Below are 15,228 nucleotides of genomic sequence, written 5' to 3'. Positions count from 1 at the left end.
CCATGGACTTCAAACCGCTTGTCACGCTGCTGGCCATCGTCAACCCGCTGGCGATCGTGCCCTTCTTCATTCATTACACGCACGATTTCTCGCCTGCACAACGGCGCCGAACCGTCATCACCGCTTCGTTCAGTGCGTTTGTGGTGATTGCCACTAGTGCGCTGCTGGGTTTGAAGATTCTGGAATTTTTCAGCATCTCTCTGGCCAGCTTCCAGGTCGGTGGCGGCATGCTGCTGCTGATCAGCTCGATGAACATGCTCAACGCCCAGCCGGCCGAAGCCAAGCCAATGACCAATGAAATGGAGGACGGCGCCGCCAAGGCCGCACGCGGGGCCAGCATCGCCGTGGTGCCGCTGACCATTCCGCTGCTGACCGGCCCGGCCACCATGTCCACTGTGGTGATTTACGCCGAAAAGGCCAAGACCTTTCTGCAGCTCGGCACGCTGGTCGGCTACGGCGTGGTGATTGGTCTGGCTACCGCGCTGTGCTTTTCGCTGGCCGACCCGATTGCCCGGGTGCTGGGTAAGACCGGCATCAATGTGATGACGCGTTTGATGGGCCTGATCCTCGCCGCACTGGCCGTTGAGGTGATGGCCGACGGACTGAGCAAACTGTTTCCCGCCTTGCACGGATAAGCTGACCACCATGAGCACCACCGCACTGTCTCCTTCGCTTCAATCGCTTGTCGATGCCTTGTGCAAAGCGCGCCACCAACCAACGCAGCTGGCAGACGCCACCGCACTGGCCGGCGCCCTCACCCACGCCGACGACGCCTACGCCGTGCAGCAGGCGGTGGCCGAGGCGCTGGGCTGGTTTCCCTCGGGCCCGGCACGCCACTGGAAATCGGGCGGGCCTTCACGCGATGCAGTGCTCACCCATGCGCCCCTTCCACCGGCCGGCGTCTGGCCCAGCCCGGCCACCACCGCGTTGCCGTTCTCGATGCGCGGCATTGAAGCAGAAATTGCGCTGCGCCTGGCCGTGCCTGTCGATGCCGCAAAGGCAGCCGCGCTGACCCCGGAAACCGCTGGCGCCCTGGTGGACGCCATGACGGTGTCCATCGAAGTCGTCGACTCTCGCTGGTTGCAGGGCAGACAGGCTTCGGCGCTGGCCAAGCTCGCCGACCTGCAGGTGCATGGCGCGCTGGTGCTGGGTGAGTGGGTGGCTTACGACGCTTCCCGCGACTGGGCCGGCCAGACCTGCCAAGTGCAGATCGGTAACGCGCTGGCACAGACCTTCAAGGGCACCCACTCGCTCGGCGACCCGGCGTGGCTGCTGCCCACCTGGCTGCGCCACGCCACCCGCCACGGTGACGTGATGCCCGCAGGCACCGTGGTGACCACAGGCACTTGGTGCGGCATCCTGATGGCCCAGCCCGGCGACGCCGTGACGGCGGTGTTTGAGGGGGTCGGTGAGGCGCGTCTTCGCTTCGCCTGAACCTGACGCCTGAACCTCATTGCTGAGTCCGGCCCGCGCGCTGGGCTTCAGCGCATCAACGCATCAACGCGATGTGGTCTGCTGCAACCACTGATCGATTTCCGCAATCGCGGCATCGGTGGCGGCCGTGAGCGCGCGAACACCGCCTGGCGCGTCGGCCGTTGGCGCGGGGCGCTGCACCACCACGCTGCGCTGGCCCAGCAGCTTTTCACCGGCTGGCGTGACTTCGACCAGCGTGGCACGCAAACGGATCAGGCCCACGCTGGCATCTGGCGCTGTGAAAAAGTGGCTGAACTCATCCAGCTCCAGCCGCAGCAGCAGGGGCAGCACCGCATTCTGGCTGCGGTTCAACGCGAGGCCAGACCCCGCCGTGAACACCGCACGGCGCTGACCCAACTGGTCGCGCACGCGCTGGCGCACCAGCTGTGCGGGCGGCGCCGTCCACCGGGCCTGCGCGTAGGGCTTGAGCTGCTGCGCATCGGTGTAGGCCAGTCGGTACAGCACGGCGGTGTTGTCCAGCGCGCCGCCGGAGGTGGTGACATCGTCAATCGCCACCGGGGGCAGCGGCGCGATGCGGGTGGTGGGTACGGGCGCCAGCGGCCCGGGACCAAAGTCGTACATGGCAGCGCGCATCGGCTTGTCGGGCAGGCTGCCGCAGCCGGCCAGCAGGCCCAGCGACACAAAGGTGGTGGCGAGCCATGCAAATGCAGGGCGGCGGGTTGTCAGGACAGCTGTCATTTCTTCACTCCCTCTGCGGAAAATCCGGGCTCACCCGGGCCCGGTAACGGCGCGCCGTTGCCAAAAATCAGTGACTGCGGGTTGTCGTCCACCGCGTTCACGGTGCGCCGCAGCTGGCGCATCGCGCGGGCGGTTTCCTCTGCCACCTCGCCCAGCTTGGGCAGCGTCGCGGCGCTGAAGGTTTCCACGCCCGAGGCCAGCGCAGCGCCGCCTTCGGCCAGCTTGTCGATGGGTCCGCCTTTTTCATTCAGGCGCCGCGCGGTAATGGCCACCTCGTCGGTGGCGGAACGCACCGAGGCCAACGTGGCATTGGCCTCGCGCGACAGCGCCGGCAGCGTGGCCACCGTGGGCTCCAGGCCCTTGGCCACCCGATTGATGCTGCTGGCCGCTTCACCGAGCTGTGTCACCGCCGCAGTCAGAGCCGCCTGGTTCTCGTCCGAGAGCAGCCGGTTCATGCGCTTGCCAGCCTCCTCGGCCTGATTCAGGATGGCCTCGCCCTGCGTCAGCAGCTTGCTCAGGCCGCCGGGCTTGAGCGGAATGCGTGGCGGGTCGTCGTCGTTCGGCACCATGCGCTCCGACGAGCCCCCGTTGTCGTCCAGCTGGATGAAACCGAGGCCCGTCACGCCCTGCGAGGCCACGGTGGCGAAGGTGGATTGGGTCATCGGCGTGCTGCGGTCAATCGACACGCGGATCAGCACATTGCCCTTGACCTTGGTGTCAAAGCCGATCAGCTCCACCTTGCCCACCGGCACACCGCGAAAGCGCACCGCCGCCTGCGGCTGCAGGCCCGAAACGGTTTCGTCGGTGCTCATGTCGTAGAGGTCGCGCTGGGTGTCGTCGCGCATCAGCCAGACGGCCAGCAGCGCGACCATCACTGTCACCACCAGCACAAAGATGCCGGCGGCCATGGCATGGGCTTTGTTTTCCATGGTTCAACCTTTCGTTGTCTGTTCAGACGATGCAGGGGACTGGCGCAGCAAGGCCATGGCACGCTGGCCCCGCTCGCCGAGGAAAAAGTTTTCAATGAAGGGATGCTGGAAGGCCACCACCTGGCGTGGCTCGTCATTGATGATGACCTTCTGGTCAGCCAGCACCGCAATGCGGGTGCTCAGTTCAAACAGCGTGTCGAGATCGTGCGTGACCATGATCACGGTGAGCTCCATGCTCTGGTGCAGTGAGCGCAGCAGGGCGCAGAAGCTGTCGGAGCTTTCCGGGTCCAGCCCGGCCGTGGGCTCGTCGAGCAGCAGCAGAGGCGGGTCCATGATGAGCGCGCGGGCCAGCGCCACCCGCGTGATCATGCCGCCCGACAGGTCACTCGGCATCTTGTCGGCAGCATCGGGTGGCAGGCCCACCATCTGCAGCTTGACCATGGCCGCCTCGCGGATCAGCGCGTCCGGCAGGGTTCTGAGCTCGCGCAGCGCAAAGGCAATGTTCTCCAGCACCGTGAACGCCGAGAACAGCGCGCCCTGCTGGAACAGCATGCCCACGCGGCTGGCCGCCCCCCGCTTGCCCAGCTCCGCCGCCGGCTTGCCCAGCACCGTGATCTCGCCACGGGCGGGCTTCTCCAGCCCCAGCATCTGCCGCAGCAACACCGTCTTGCCGGTGCCCGAGCCGCCCACCAATGACAGCACCTCACCCCGCGCAACGGTCAGGTCCAGGTCCTTGTGCACCACCGATTCCCGGTCGCCATTCTGGAACACCGTCCACAGCTTTTTGATTTCAACAACAGCCTCAGTCATCCCCACACCCACCTCCGAGAAGTGACGACGGCTCGCTCGCCACAACAGCCCGTGAAGAACCAACGAAAAGCCAGCGGAGCCGCGGAACCGGCTTTGCCGGGCCGCAGGCGGACGGCCCCCTGAGGGGGCAGAGAGCCATACGCAGTGGGCGAACGTGGGGGCTGTTCATATACCGACGTTCTTGAACAGCACCGCAAACAACGCATCCACCAGAATCACCACCGTGATCGATGTCACCACCGACGCGGTGGTTCCCTGCCCCAGGCTTTCGGTGTTGGGCTTCACGCGCAGACCGAAATGGCAACCGATCAGCGCAATCAGCAAACCGAACACCACCGACTTGGCGGTCGCCAGCGTTAGGTTGGCCACATCCACCGCGGCGGGCAATGAGTTGATGAAGTAAGAAGGCGTGACGCCCATCGCCACGTCGGCCGCCAGCATGCCGCCCAGCAGCGCGGCCAGCGTGGTCCAGCCGCTGATCAGCGGCATCACCACCGCCAGCGCCAACGCACGGGGCATCACCAAGCGAAAGCCGCGCGCAATGCCCATGACCCGCATCGCATCGAGCTCTTCAGTGACACGCATCACGCCGATCTGCGCGGTGATGGCCGAGCCGCTGCGTCCGGCAATCAGGATGGCGGCCAGCACCGGGCCCAGTTCGCGGATCAGCGAGATGCCGAGGATGTTGACGATGAACGCGTCGGCACCGAACTGCCGCAGTTGCTGCGAGATCAGGTAGGCCAGCACCACGCCGATCAGGAAGCCGACCAGCGCGGTGATCGGCAGCGCGGTGGCGCCAATGTGAAACAGGTGGCCGGAGATGTCGCGCCACGGGCCTTGCCGCGGATGGCGCAGCAGCCGCAGCAGCCGCAGCACATCCAGCATGAGCTGCCCGACCAGCCGCACCAGGCCCCTCAAGTGCTCCAGCAGACTGAGTGCGCGGCCACCCAGCGTGACCAGGGGCTCGCGCCAGTCTGCAGGCGGCGTGGGCGGCGGGGTGCAGGTGAAACGGGCCACGGTATCGAGCAGCGTTTGCTGCTCTGGCGTGGTCTCCAGCCGCGCCGGCAGTTCGCGGCCCCAGTGGTTCCACAGCACCTGGGCGCCGAGGTAGTCGAGCTGGTCCACTTCGGTCAGTCGCCACTGGTCTTGCGTGCGCAGCGGGGTGCGGCGCAACTCGTGCAGCTGCGTCGTCAGCGATGTCCACACCAGCTCACCGGTCAGGTCGGCCGCCGTCCACGCCCCGCGCACCGTCAACACACGGCCATCCGGTGTGTCCTGCAGTTCGATGCGTGGTGTGGCGTTTTCCATGAGCTTTCAGTGAAGCCGGACACAGACCGGTGCAATGCGAAACGGCCATGGTACCTGCTGAAAACCGGGCGACAAGGGCGCTGCGCAGGTTGGCGCTCCCGTCCTACAAGCAGGGTTCAGGCCAGCCTGTCGCGTCGGCAGGGGCGGTGCGAACGGGTAATCCCCGCGTCGGCACCGCGCCGGTTTTGCCACAATCGGTGCAGCCCGATCCCGACCAGCCTGATCAGCCAGTAAAGAAACCCGACGCGCCATGCAAGAAGACAACCAGCCTTTTGACTACATCATCGTGGGCGCGGGCACGGCGGGCTGCCTGCTGGCCAACCGGCTCAGTGCCGACGCCTCCAAGCGGGTGCTGCTGATCGAGGCTGGCCGAAAGGACGACTACCACTGGATCCACATTCCCGTGGGCTACCTTTACTGCATTGGCAACCCGCGCACCGACTGGCTCTACACCACCGAGCCCGATACAGGCCTCAATGGCCGCTCGCTGCGCTATCCGCGTGGCAAGACGCTGGGCGGCTGCTCCAGCATCAACGGCATGATCTACATGCGTGGCCAGGCACGCGACTACGACCGCTGGGCCGAGCTCACCGGCGACAGCGACTGGCGCTGGGACAACACCCTGCCCCACTTCAAGCTGCACGAAGACCACCACGGCGGCGCCAACGCCTTGCATGGCGCAGGCGGCGAATGGCGGATTGAAAAGCAGCGACTGCGCTGGGACGTGCTCGACTCATTTGCCGAGGCAGCTGTGCAAGCAGGCATTCCGGCCACCGCCGACTTCAACCGCGGCAGCAACGAAGGCGTGGGTTACTTCGAGGTGAACCAGAAAGCCGGCTGGCGCTGGAACACCGCCAAGGCCTTCTTGCGGCCGGCGTGTGTGGCGCGCCCGAACTTCACGTTGTGGAGCAGCGCGCAAGTTGCGAAGCTGGTGATTGAGCCGCAGGCCGATGGCAGCCAGCGCTGCACCGGCGTGCAGGTCTGGACCGGACAGAAATACATCACCGCACGGGCCACCCGCGACTCGGGGCCGATGGGTGAGGTGCTGCTGTGCGCTGGCAGCATCGGCTCGCCGCAGATCCTGCAGCTCTCGGGCATCGGCCCGTCGGCACTGCTGCAGAAACACGGTATTCCGGTGGTGCAGGATCTGCCAGGCGTCGGCGCGAACCTGCAGGACCATTTGCAGATTCGCTCGGTCTACAAGATCAAGCCCCCTGCCGGCAGCAAGGGCTGGGGCCTGACGCTCAACACCATGGCCAACTCGCTGTGGGGCAAGGCCCGCATCGGACTGGAGTACGCACTGCACCGCACCGGCCCGATGAGCATGGCGCCGTCGCAGCTGGGCGCCTTCACGCGCTCATCGCCCGATCAGGTCTGGCCCAACATCGAGTACCACGTGCAGCCGCTCTCGCTTGACGCGTTTGGCGAACCTCTGCACAGCTTCAACGCCTTCACGGCCAGCGTGTGCAACCTGAACCCGACCAGCCGCGGCAGTGTGCAGATCAAGAGCGGGCGCTTTGAAGACGCGCCGGCGATTTCGCCCAACTACCTCAGCACGCCGGAAGACCGGCAGGTGGCCGCCGAATCGCTGCGCGTGACACGCCGCATCGTCAGCCAGAGCGCCATGGCGCGCTACCAGCCGGAGGAGTTCAAACCCGGCGTGCAGTTCCAGACCGACGAAGATCTGGCGCGACTGGCCGGCGACATCGCCACCACCATCTTCCACCCGGTGGGCACCACCAAAATGGGCGATGCCCATGACCTGATGGCCGTGGTGGACTCGCACCTGCGGGTGCGTGGCATCAAGGGTCTGCGGGTGGTGGACGCTGGCGTGATGCCGCTGATCACCAGCGGCAACACCAACTCGCCCACGCTGATGATTGCCGAGAAAGCCGCTGAATGGATTCGCGCGGGCGTCTGAGCGCCTGCGCACGAAGAGCCGGTGAGCCGGTGAGCCGGCTTTTTTATCCGCTGCTTTTCAGCGCAGGCTCTTGACGTAGCGTGGTGCGTCCGGGTCACGCGGCTTGCGCTCGCGGCCCGACTCGCTGTCGCCGAAGATCGCGCCGAAAGTGGACTCGATGAACCCCGACTCCGGGTAAACCTCTTGCCGCGTGTCGATGGTGCGGGCCGGCGTCTGCCGGTCAGGCGGTGGCGTCTCGGACAGCGGCGTGCGTTCGCGCATCGCATCGGCCACCTTCTTCACCAGCGGCGTGTGCGGCCTCGGGTCGGGCGTGGCCATCACCTCCTGCAGCCTGTCGGCCCAGACGGCGAGGTCGGGCAGGTTGTCTTCACGGGCCTTTTCGCGAGCAAAACGGACGATTTCTGCCGCGTAGTCCACGTTGCTCGCGAGCCACTCGGTGTCGGTGATGCGCCCGGTCTTGCGACGCAACAGCACATGCAGGTGGGCGGCGATGGCAATCTTTTCATTCGATGGCATGCGTCAGTCCTTTGCGGCGGAGTCGTGACTTCAAGCGCTGGCCTCAGGTGCCCAGTCGCTCGGCGTGCTGGGTGATGTCGAGGCCGTCACTCTCGGACGCTTCGCTGACCCTCAGGCTCACAAACAGCGAGGTGATCCACAGCGCCAGCGCGGTCATGAAGAGGCTGTACGCGATCACCGCGCCAACGCCTATGAGCTGGGTGACGAGATTGCCTTCAACGCCGGAGATCGCCTTGCTCGCCAGCAGGCCGGTGAGCAGCGAGCCGACGATGCCGCCGACGCCGTGCACGCCAAACACGTCAAGCGAGTCGTCGGCATTGAGCAGCCGCTTCAACCCGGTTGCGCCCCAGTAGCAGACCACACCGGCCACCGCGCCAATCAGCAAGGCAGAGCGCGGCGAGACGAATCCGGCTGCTGGCGTGACGGCCACCAGACCGGCCACCACGCCCGAGCACAGGCCCAGCAGCGAGGGCCGGCCGCGCACCGCCCACTCAGCCGCCATCCAGCCCAGCGCGCCCGCTGCCGCCGCGATGTGCGTCACCGCCATCGCGAGGCCGGCACGCCCATCGGCCGCCACGGCAGAGCCGGCATTGAAGCCAAACCAGCCGACCCACAGCAGGCCGGCACCCGCCATGGTCAGGCCCAGGTTGAACGGCGTGAAAGGCTCACGCCCGTAGCCGTGGCGCGGGCCGAGCACATAGGCACACACCAGTCCGGCCACACCGGCATTGATGTGCACCACCGAGCCGCCCGCGAAGTCGAGCGCCCCCATTCGCGCCAGCCAGCCACCGGGCTCCCAGACCCAGTGGGCAATCGGTGCGTACACAACGACCGTCCACAGCGCGATGAAAATCAGCATCGCCGAGAAGCGCATGCGCTCGACAAAGGAACCCACCACCAGTGCGGCCGTGATGATGGCAAAGGTGAGCTGGTACATCGCATAGACCGACTCTGGAATGTTGGGCGCAATGTGGCTGACGGCCACCTTTTGCGTTTCCTTCAGATAATCAAGGCCCTCAAACAGGACGCGCTCGGTGCCGCCGATGTAGGGCCCCAGTGCACCATCGCCTGGCGTAAAGGCAATCGAGTAGCCGATCACGAACCACAGCACGCTGACCACTGCGCAGATGGCCACCACACAGGCCATCACATTGAGCACGCTCTTGCGGCGCACCATGCCGCCATAGAACAGCGCAATGCCAGGCAGCGTCATCAGCAACACCAGCGCGGTGGAGGTCATCATCCATGCGGTATCGGCGGCGTTGATGGTGTCGGTGCCGACCAGCCCCGGCTGGGTGAGGGGGGCCACAGGGGCTGCGGGCGCGGCTGCAGCGGCGGGTAAGGGGGCCGGTTCAGGAGCAACAGCGGCTGCTGGTGCAGGTGCAGGCACCAATACAGGCGGTGGCGCCGGCACAGCGGGCAGCGACGCGGCAGCCGGGTCGCTTGCGATCAGCGCCGGCGTGGAAGCGGGCGCCGCCCCTTGAGGTGGCGGCGGATTTTGAGCCAGAACCGCCTGGCCAGCCAGCCCGAGCCACAACACCACTATGCCTGTCACCTTGCTCTGGATACCCATTGCCATACGATGCCCACCTCTGCTTGGTTCTGTCAGTGTTGTCACTGCTATCAGTACTGTCAGTTTCGGACTGTCCAGTGATAACCAACAGGCATAACTCGTGCCATCTCACGCATAACCTGCTGCAATGCAGCAAAATAGTGGCCTGATGGCATGTCAGCCGACCGGTTTTTCCTCAGGCGAGACGTTTCCAGGTGTTACCGGATCAGACTGAGGGGGACGGGGCTGGTGTCGGCCGGAGCACAGCGAAGCTGGCGGCGGAACGAAGCACTGGCAGGGTGCGGGAAACCCCCAATGCACTAGTGCAGTGCACAAAATACACTGGCTGTCTTGCCTGAGAGCAGCAATGCTCATCAAGCGAGGAGCCGAGGAGACACGAAAGAGATTCCAACAATACAGGCAGACATTCCAAAAGATGTCGGTCTGACAAGAAGGCGCCAGTCATCCTGGCGCTTTTTTTATGGGCGCTCGCGCCCGGCGGCAGATCAGCGCGGGGCTGCCGCCACAGGCACAACTGCAGGCACCGCTGCAACGCCGCCCACCGCAGCCACCGGCTGCACCGCCTTGACAGGCACCGTCACGGGCAAGGGCCGACTCTCCACCAGCTGGGTCCGGGTCGCCGGCAAGGCACCGGGCGACAGCCCTGGCACCGGGGGCACACCCGGCGGCAACTGGGCCAGCATGTCGGCCACCCGGCGCGGTTTGCCAATCGGCGCGCCGGCCTGGCCCTTCTGCACAGCAGCCATGTCTTCTTCACTGGGGTACTGACCCAGCAGCATGTAGTCAAACGCGCGCCGGGCAATCGGTGCGGCAGACCCAGCACCCCAGCCCGCGTTCTCCACAATCACCGCCAGAGCGATCTTCGGGTCATCGGCGGGGGCCAGCGCCATGTAGAGCGCGTGGTCGCGCTGGTGCTCTTCGAGCTTGGCGCTGTTGTACTTGCTGTTGGCCGCCATGCCGACGGCCTGCGCGGTGCCGGTCTTACCGCCGCTGACATAACCGGCCCCGGCGAACACCCGGGCCGAGGTACCGGCCTGCGTCACGCCCACCAGCGCCTTGCGGATCACTGCCACGTTCTCGGGCTTGTAGCCGAGGTTCTCACCCGGCGCGAGCGGCAAGGGCCGCATCACACGGTTGACCGGGTCCTGGGTGCCGATCACCAGACGCGGCTTGTGCTTGACGCCGTTGTTGGCAATGATGGCGGTAGCCTGCGCCAGCTGCAGCATGGTGAAGCTGTTGTAGCCCTGGCCGATGCCCAGCGAGATGGTTTCGCCGGCAAACCATTTCTGCTGCTCGGCGCGCTTGAAGTAGCCGCGCTTCCAGTCCTGGCTGGGCAGCACACCGCGCACCTCGCCGTGGATGTCGATGCCGGTGATCTGGCCGAAACCCATCGGTTTCATGAAGTCATGGATGGCGTCGACGCCCATCTCGTTGGCCAGCGAATAGAAATACACATTGCTGGACTCGACGATGGCGCGGTTCATGTCCATGATGCCGCCCTTCTCGTTCTCGGGGCTGCCGAAGCGCCGTCCGCCGAACATGAAGAAGCCAGGATCGTTGATCAGCGTGGTGGCCGACCGTGCACCCCGCTCCAGCGCCGCCAGGGCCATGAAGGTCTTGTAAGTCGAGCCGGGCGGGTAGGTGCCGCGCAGCGCGCGGTTGAGCAGGGGCTTGTCAATCGAGGTGTTGAGCGCGTCCCAGCTCTCGGTGTCGATGCCGTCGACGAACAGGTTCGGGTCAAACGTCGGCTTGCTGACGAAGGCCAGCACATCGCCGGTTTTCGGGTCGATGGCGACCAGCGCGCCGCGCCGCTCGCCAAACATGTCTTCCACCAGCTTCTGCAGGCCGATGTCGATGGACAGCATGACGGTGTCACCGGGCGTGGCCGGGTTGGTGGCCAGCTTGCGCACCGCGCGGCCACCGGCGGAGGTCTCGACCTGCTCGACACCGGTGGTGCCGTGGAGCTGCTGCTCGAAGCTTTGCTCCACACCCAGCTTGCCGATGTAGTCGGTGCCGCGGTAGTTGCCACTGTCGTCGCTTTCCTCGATGGCTTCCTTTTCCTTCTGGTTGATGCGGCCGATGTAGCCCACCACATGGCTGGCCAGCTCGCCGAAGGGGTAATTGCGGAACAGCCGCGCCTTGATGTCCACCCCGGGGAAACGGAAACGCTGCGCGGTGAAGCGCGCCACTTCCTCGTCGGTCAGGCGGGTGCGGATGGGCAGGGATTCGAAGTTCTTGGCCTCTTCACGCAGCCGCTTGAAGCGCCGCTTGTCACGCGGCTGGATGTCCACCACCTTCTCCAGCGCTGCGATGGTCTCATCCAGATTGGCCACCTTGGATGGGGTGATTTCCAGCGTGTAGGCCGAGTAGTTGGTGGCCAGCACCACGCCATTGCGATCAAGAATCAGGCCCCGGTTCGGCACGATGGGCACCACCGCCGTGCGATTGCTCTCCGCCTGCTCGCTCAGGTCGCCATGGCGAAACACCTGCAGATAAACCAGCCGCGCCGCCAGCAAGCCAAACGCCAGCAACACCACCAGACTCGCCACCAGCACCCGCGCACGAAAGCGCGACAGGTCCGCTTCAACATTCCGTAGCTCAGTCATGGTATTCCGACTCTACAGCCGCAAGAAAGTGCCTGCAAGCCAGCCCTCTCCAAACGTGGCGATGCGAAGCGAGCCGAACAAAGGCCAGCAGAGCCGCGGAACCGGCTTTGCCGGACCGCAGGCGAACGGCCCCCTCGGGGGGCAGGGAGCTACACGCAGTGAGCGACCGTGGGGGCACCATCAGAGTGGTCGGTTTTCATCACGGTCAGGAGCCCGCCGCTGCGGCGCCAGCAGCAGCACACTGACCACCGGCCAGAGCAGCGCTTCGCCCATCGGGGCCAGCGCCATGATCCAGCCCGGAAAAATACCGCCACCCACCATGCGGATCAGCAGTTCCACCCCGTGGGCTACCGCAAACAAGGGCAGCACCTGCAGCGCCTGCGACGGCACCGTGAACCACAGCAGGCGGCGGTGGATCATGGTGGCAAAGAAACTCAGCGCGGTGTACGACAGCGCGTGCTGACCCAGCAGCGAGGACTGGTGCACATCCATGCCCAGCCCGAACATGAAGGCCACACCGATGCCGATGCGCAGCGGCTGGTGCACATTCCAGAACACCAGCACCAGCGCGAGGAAATCCGGCATCCACGGAACGCGCCCCAGCGGCAGCATGTTCAGCAGCAGGGCCGCAATCAGGCTGGCCCAGATGAAGAACGGGTTGGCAGGCAACAGCAGCTGCTGGCCTGATCGCATGATCATGGTGTCAGTCCTTGCATGATCATTTGGTGGCGCCCTTTTTCGCGGGCAGCTCAGGGGCGGGCGGCTCGGGCCGGACCGGAATCTGGTTACCCACGGGCTTGACCACAATCACGTGGCGGGCGCCCGTCACCATCGCCTGCGGCACGCAGAAGATCTTGGCAAATGCCGATTCGGCACGCCGCTCGATGCGGCTGATGCGGGCCACCGGCAGGCCGGCGGGATAGACCCCGTCCACACCGCTGGTGGTCAGCAGGTCGTCCTGCTTCACATCGGAATTGCTGCCCATGAAGCGCAGCTCCAGACCATCGCCGCCCGAGGACGGGTCGCCATAGGCCACGCTGCGGGCGCCCGTGCGGACATTGAGCACCGGAATCGCCAGCTCGCGGTCAATCAGCAGGGTCACTTCACTCACCAGCGGATGCACCCGGGTGACCTGACCCAGCACGCCCGACTCATCAAGCACTGGCGAGCCCAGCTCCACGCCCTGCGTGAGGCCCTTGTCGATGATGACCTTGCGGGTATACGGATCGGCTGCGTCGTACAGCACCTCGGCCGCCATCACCGAGGTGGCGAGTTGCTCGCGCAGATCCAGCAATTTGCGCAGCCGGTTGTTTTCCTGGGTGAGTTGCTCGACCTGCCCAGCCCGCAGCGACTGCAGCGCGAGCTTGCGGGCAGCGCCTTCGCTGGCCGATTGGGCTTCGGTCAGGCCGGTGAAGTACTTGCCCGCATAAAGGGCGGCATCAACGGGCTGCATTGCCAGCCACTGCACCGGGTACAGCACGGTGGCCACCGTGGCGCGCAGCGGCTGGGTGATGCGAAAGCGCGCATCGGCGACCATCAGGAACAGCGAAAACGCGCTGAAAAACATCAGCTTGGACAGCGCCGACGGCCCCTGCTTGAAAAAGGGCGGCGGGGACCTGTCGAGTGTTCCTAAAGGCATGGTGTGCTGTCAGACCGGGCCTGCGAGATGCGCCGTTGACTGCAGCATGGCCGGTCCGTAAGGCTTTGCCGGTGTTATTCCGAAGTGAAGATGGAACCGAGGCGGTCCATGCGCTCCAGCGCAATGCCGCAGCCGCGCACCACGCAGGTCAGCGGGTCTTCGGCCACCAGCACCGGCAGACCGGTTTCTTCGGCCAGCAGGCGGTCCAGATCACGCAGAAGGGCGCCGCCGCCCGTCAGCATCATGCCGCGCTCGGCGATGTCGGCGCCCAGTTCGGGCGGCGTCTGCTCCAGCGCGTTCTTCACGGCGCTGACGATATTGTTCAGCGGGTCGGTCAGAGCTTCGAGAATCTCGTTGCTCGAAATCGTGAAGCTGCGCGGCACGCCTTCGGAGAGGTTGCGACCCTTGACTTCCATTTCCTTGACTTCGGAACCGGGGAAGGCCGAGCCAATGCTTTTCTTGATCGCCTCGGCAGTGGGCTCGCCGATCAGCATGCCGTAGTTGCGGCGGATGTAGTTGATGATGGCCTCGTCGAAACGGTCACCACCAACCCGCACGCTACCCTTGTAGACCATGCCGCCGAGCGAGATCACGCCGACCTCGGTGGTGCCGCCGCCGATATCCACCACCATGGAGCCGCTGGCTTCAGACACCGGCAGACCGGCACCAATGGCCGCTGCCATGGGTTCTTCAATCAGGTATACATCGCTGGCACCGGCACCGAGCGCGCTTTCGCGGATGGCGCGGCGCTCGACCTGGGTGGAGCCGCAGGGCACGCAGATGATGATGCGCGGGCTCGGCTTGAAGAAGCTGCGCGGGTGCACCATCTTGATGAACTGCTTGAGCATCTGCTCGGTGACGGTGAAGTCGGCAATCACGCCGTCTTTCATCGGGCGGATGGCCTCGATGTTGCCAGGCACCTTGCCCAGCATGGCCTTGGCTTCGTGGCCGACGGCCTGAATGGTCTTCTTGCCTTGCGGGCCGCCTTCGTGGCGGATGGCGACCACCGAAGGCTCGTCCAGCACGATGCCGCGGTCGCGGACAAAAATCAGGGTGTTGGCGGTGCCGAGGTCAATGGCCAGGTCGGTGGAAAAGTACCGACGGAATGCTTCAAACATATGCAGGAATCCGGTTGGGGCCTGGACACACTTCGGTGCCCTGTCGCCTTGTCATGGTGAGTCAATTCTGTCGCGCCGGCGCCGTCACGGCATGAGCGACTGTTTGAGGCCCTGAAAAGCGCCCAAAAAGTGCAACCCTCCCGGATTTGACACCAAAGGCGGGATAATAACGCATCCCCCCTGTACCCGGCCCGCCCGGCCGCCCGATTTCAGACCTTTACACCCTCGCTCGCACCCTCGCGCGAGGCCTGGATTCAGTCGGCTTTCGGGCTTCCGGGTGTTGCCCGTTCATTGCCCGTTCTTAGCCTGTTTTTCACCCTCACACCCATGTCACTGACCTCCCAAGACATTGCCCGCGTCGCCAGCCTGGCGCGGCTGGAACTGCGTCCGGACGAGACCGAGCGCACCCTCTCGCAGCTCAACGGCTTTTTCGCCCTGGTCGAGCAGATGAATGCAGTGAACACCGACGGCGTGGAGCCGCTGGCCCACCCTGCCGCTGTGCTGGGTGACGTGGCCCTGCGCCTGCGTGAAGACATCGCCAGCGAACCAAACCAGCGCGACATCAGCCAGGTGAGTGCACCGGCGGTCGAACGCGGCCTGTTCCTTGTGCCCAAGGTGATCGAATGAGCGCCTCCA

The 15,228-nt window shown here is 65.4% G+C and carries 13 protein-coding genes and 1 pseudogene; 4 read left to right on the top strand and 10 right to left on the bottom strand.

The window, feature by feature from the left end; translation table 11 throughout:
• Positions 1 to 2: 2 nt before the first annotated feature.
• Both AAG793_RS16220 and AAG793_RS16215 read left to right on the top strand, forming a co-directional pair.
• Positions 3 to 635 carry a MarC family protein gene (locus AAG793_RS16220; protein WP_341910057.1) on the top strand — a complete coding sequence of 211 codons (633 nt, stop codon included), beginning with the start codon at positions 3 to 5 and terminating at the stop codon, positions 633 to 635.
• A gap of 10 nt (positions 636 to 645) precedes the next feature.
• Positions 646 to 1,434 (top strand): fumarylacetoacetate hydrolase family protein, encoded by a 789-nt coding sequence (locus tag AAG793_RS16215; protein WP_341910055.1) that lies wholly within the window; start codon positions 646 to 648, stop codon positions 1,432 to 1,434.
• A gap of 63 nt (positions 1,435 to 1,497) precedes the next feature.
• Here the strand turns inward: AAG793_RS16215 and AAG793_RS16210 are convergent, their stop codons facing one another.
• The 4 genes from AAG793_RS16210 to AAG793_RS16195 all read right to left on the bottom strand — a co-directional run bounded on the left by AAG793_RS16210 (position 1,498) and on the right by AAG793_RS16195 (position 5,219).
• The gene (locus tag AAG793_RS16210; RefSeq protein ID WP_341910053.1) at positions 1,498 to 2,172 is read right to left on the bottom strand and encodes an ABC-type transport auxiliary lipoprotein family protein; all 675 of its coding nucleotides are present in this window, start codon (positions 2,170 to 2,172) and stop codon (positions 1,498 to 1,500) included.
• The gene (locus AAG793_RS16205; protein WP_341910051.1) at positions 2,169 to 3,101 is read right to left on the bottom strand and encodes an MlaD family protein; all 933 of its coding nucleotides are present in this window, start codon (positions 3,099 to 3,101) and stop codon (positions 2,169 to 2,171) included. Before AAG793_RS16205 ends, AAG793_RS16210 begins: the two co-directional genes overlap by 4 nt.
• 3 nt (positions 3,102 to 3,104) lie before the next feature.
• Complete coding sequence (locus tag AAG793_RS16200; protein ID WP_341910048.1) at positions 3,105 to 3,911, bottom strand: ATP-binding cassette domain-containing protein; 807 nt, start codon at positions 3,909 to 3,911, stop codon at positions 3,105 to 3,107.
• Between the two features lie 165 nt (positions 3,912 to 4,076).
• Positions 4,077 to 5,219 carry an ABC transporter permease gene (locus tag AAG793_RS16195; protein WP_341910046.1) on the bottom strand — a complete coding sequence of 381 codons (1,143 nt, stop codon included), beginning with the start codon at positions 5,217 to 5,219 and terminating at the stop codon, positions 4,077 to 4,079.
• 250 nt (positions 5,220 to 5,469) lie between these two features.
• On the opposite strand from AAG793_RS16195, the gene AAG793_RS16190 reads away from it, so the two are divergent.
• The gene (locus AAG793_RS16190) at positions 5,470 to 7,140 is read left to right on the top strand and encodes a GMC family oxidoreductase N-terminal domain-containing protein (protein ID WP_341910044.1); all 1,671 of its coding nucleotides are present in this window, start codon (positions 5,470 to 5,472) and stop codon (positions 7,138 to 7,140) included.
• 324 nt (positions 7,141 to 7,464) lie between these two features.
• On the opposite strand, the pseudogene AAG793_RS16185 reads toward AAG793_RS16190, so the two are convergent.
• The 6 genes and pseudogenes from AAG793_RS16185 to AAG793_RS16160 all read right to left on the bottom strand — a co-directional run.
• Positions 7,465 to 7,656: pseudogene (locus tag AAG793_RS16185) on the bottom strand (hypothetical protein); the annotation flags it as partial.
• Positions 7,657 to 7,699: 43 nt separating this feature from the next.
• Positions 7,700 to 8,899, bottom strand: a complete 1,200-nt coding sequence (locus AAG793_RS16180) for an ammonium transporter (RefSeq protein ID WP_341910082.1) — start codon at positions 8,897 to 8,899, stop codon at positions 7,700 to 7,702.
• Positions 8,900 to 9,714: 815 nt separating this feature from the next.
• The gene (mrdA, locus tag AAG793_RS16175) at positions 9,715 to 11,835 is read right to left on the bottom strand and encodes a penicillin-binding protein 2 (RefSeq protein WP_341910042.1); all 2,121 of its coding nucleotides are present in this window, start codon (positions 11,833 to 11,835) and stop codon (positions 9,715 to 9,717) included.
• A 180-nt stretch (positions 11,836 to 12,015) separates the two neighbouring features.
• The gene (mreD, locus tag AAG793_RS16170; RefSeq protein ID WP_341910040.1) at positions 12,016 to 12,534 is read right to left on the bottom strand and encodes a rod shape-determining protein MreD; all 519 of its coding nucleotides are present in this window, start codon (positions 12,532 to 12,534) and stop codon (positions 12,016 to 12,018) included.
• A gap of 19 nt (positions 12,535 to 12,553) precedes the next feature.
• On the bottom strand, positions 12,554 to 13,474 hold the full coding sequence (gene mreC, locus AAG793_RS16165) for a rod shape-determining protein MreC (RefSeq protein ID WP_341910038.1): 921 nt from the start codon (positions 13,472 to 13,474) through the stop codon (positions 12,554 to 12,556).
• A gap of 74 nt (positions 13,475 to 13,548) precedes the next feature.
• On the bottom strand, positions 13,549 to 14,592 hold the full coding sequence (locus AAG793_RS16160; RefSeq protein ID WP_341910035.1) for a rod shape-determining protein: 1,044 nt from the start codon (positions 14,590 to 14,592) through the stop codon (positions 13,549 to 13,551).
• A 327-nt stretch (positions 14,593 to 14,919) separates the two neighbouring features.
• Between AAG793_RS16160 and gatC the strand changes: the two genes are divergently transcribed.
• Positions 14,920 to 15,219, top strand: coding sequence for an Asp-tRNA(Asn)/Glu-tRNA(Gln) amidotransferase subunit GatC (gene gatC / locus AAG793_RS16155; protein WP_341910033.1), 300 nt, complete (start codon positions 14,920 to 14,922; stop codon positions 15,217 to 15,219).
• The last annotated feature ends 9 nt before the right edge of the window (positions 15,220 to 15,228 follow it).

It is taken from the genome of Polaromonas sp. YR568 (assembly GCF_943372955.1).
In the GTDB taxonomy this organism is placed as follows: domain Bacteria; phylum Pseudomonadota; class Gammaproteobacteria; order Burkholderiales; family Burkholderiaceae_C; genus Polaromonas.
Note: the sequence above shows the minus strand (reverse complement) of the source record. Positions and strands in the feature narration are given on the sequence as shown.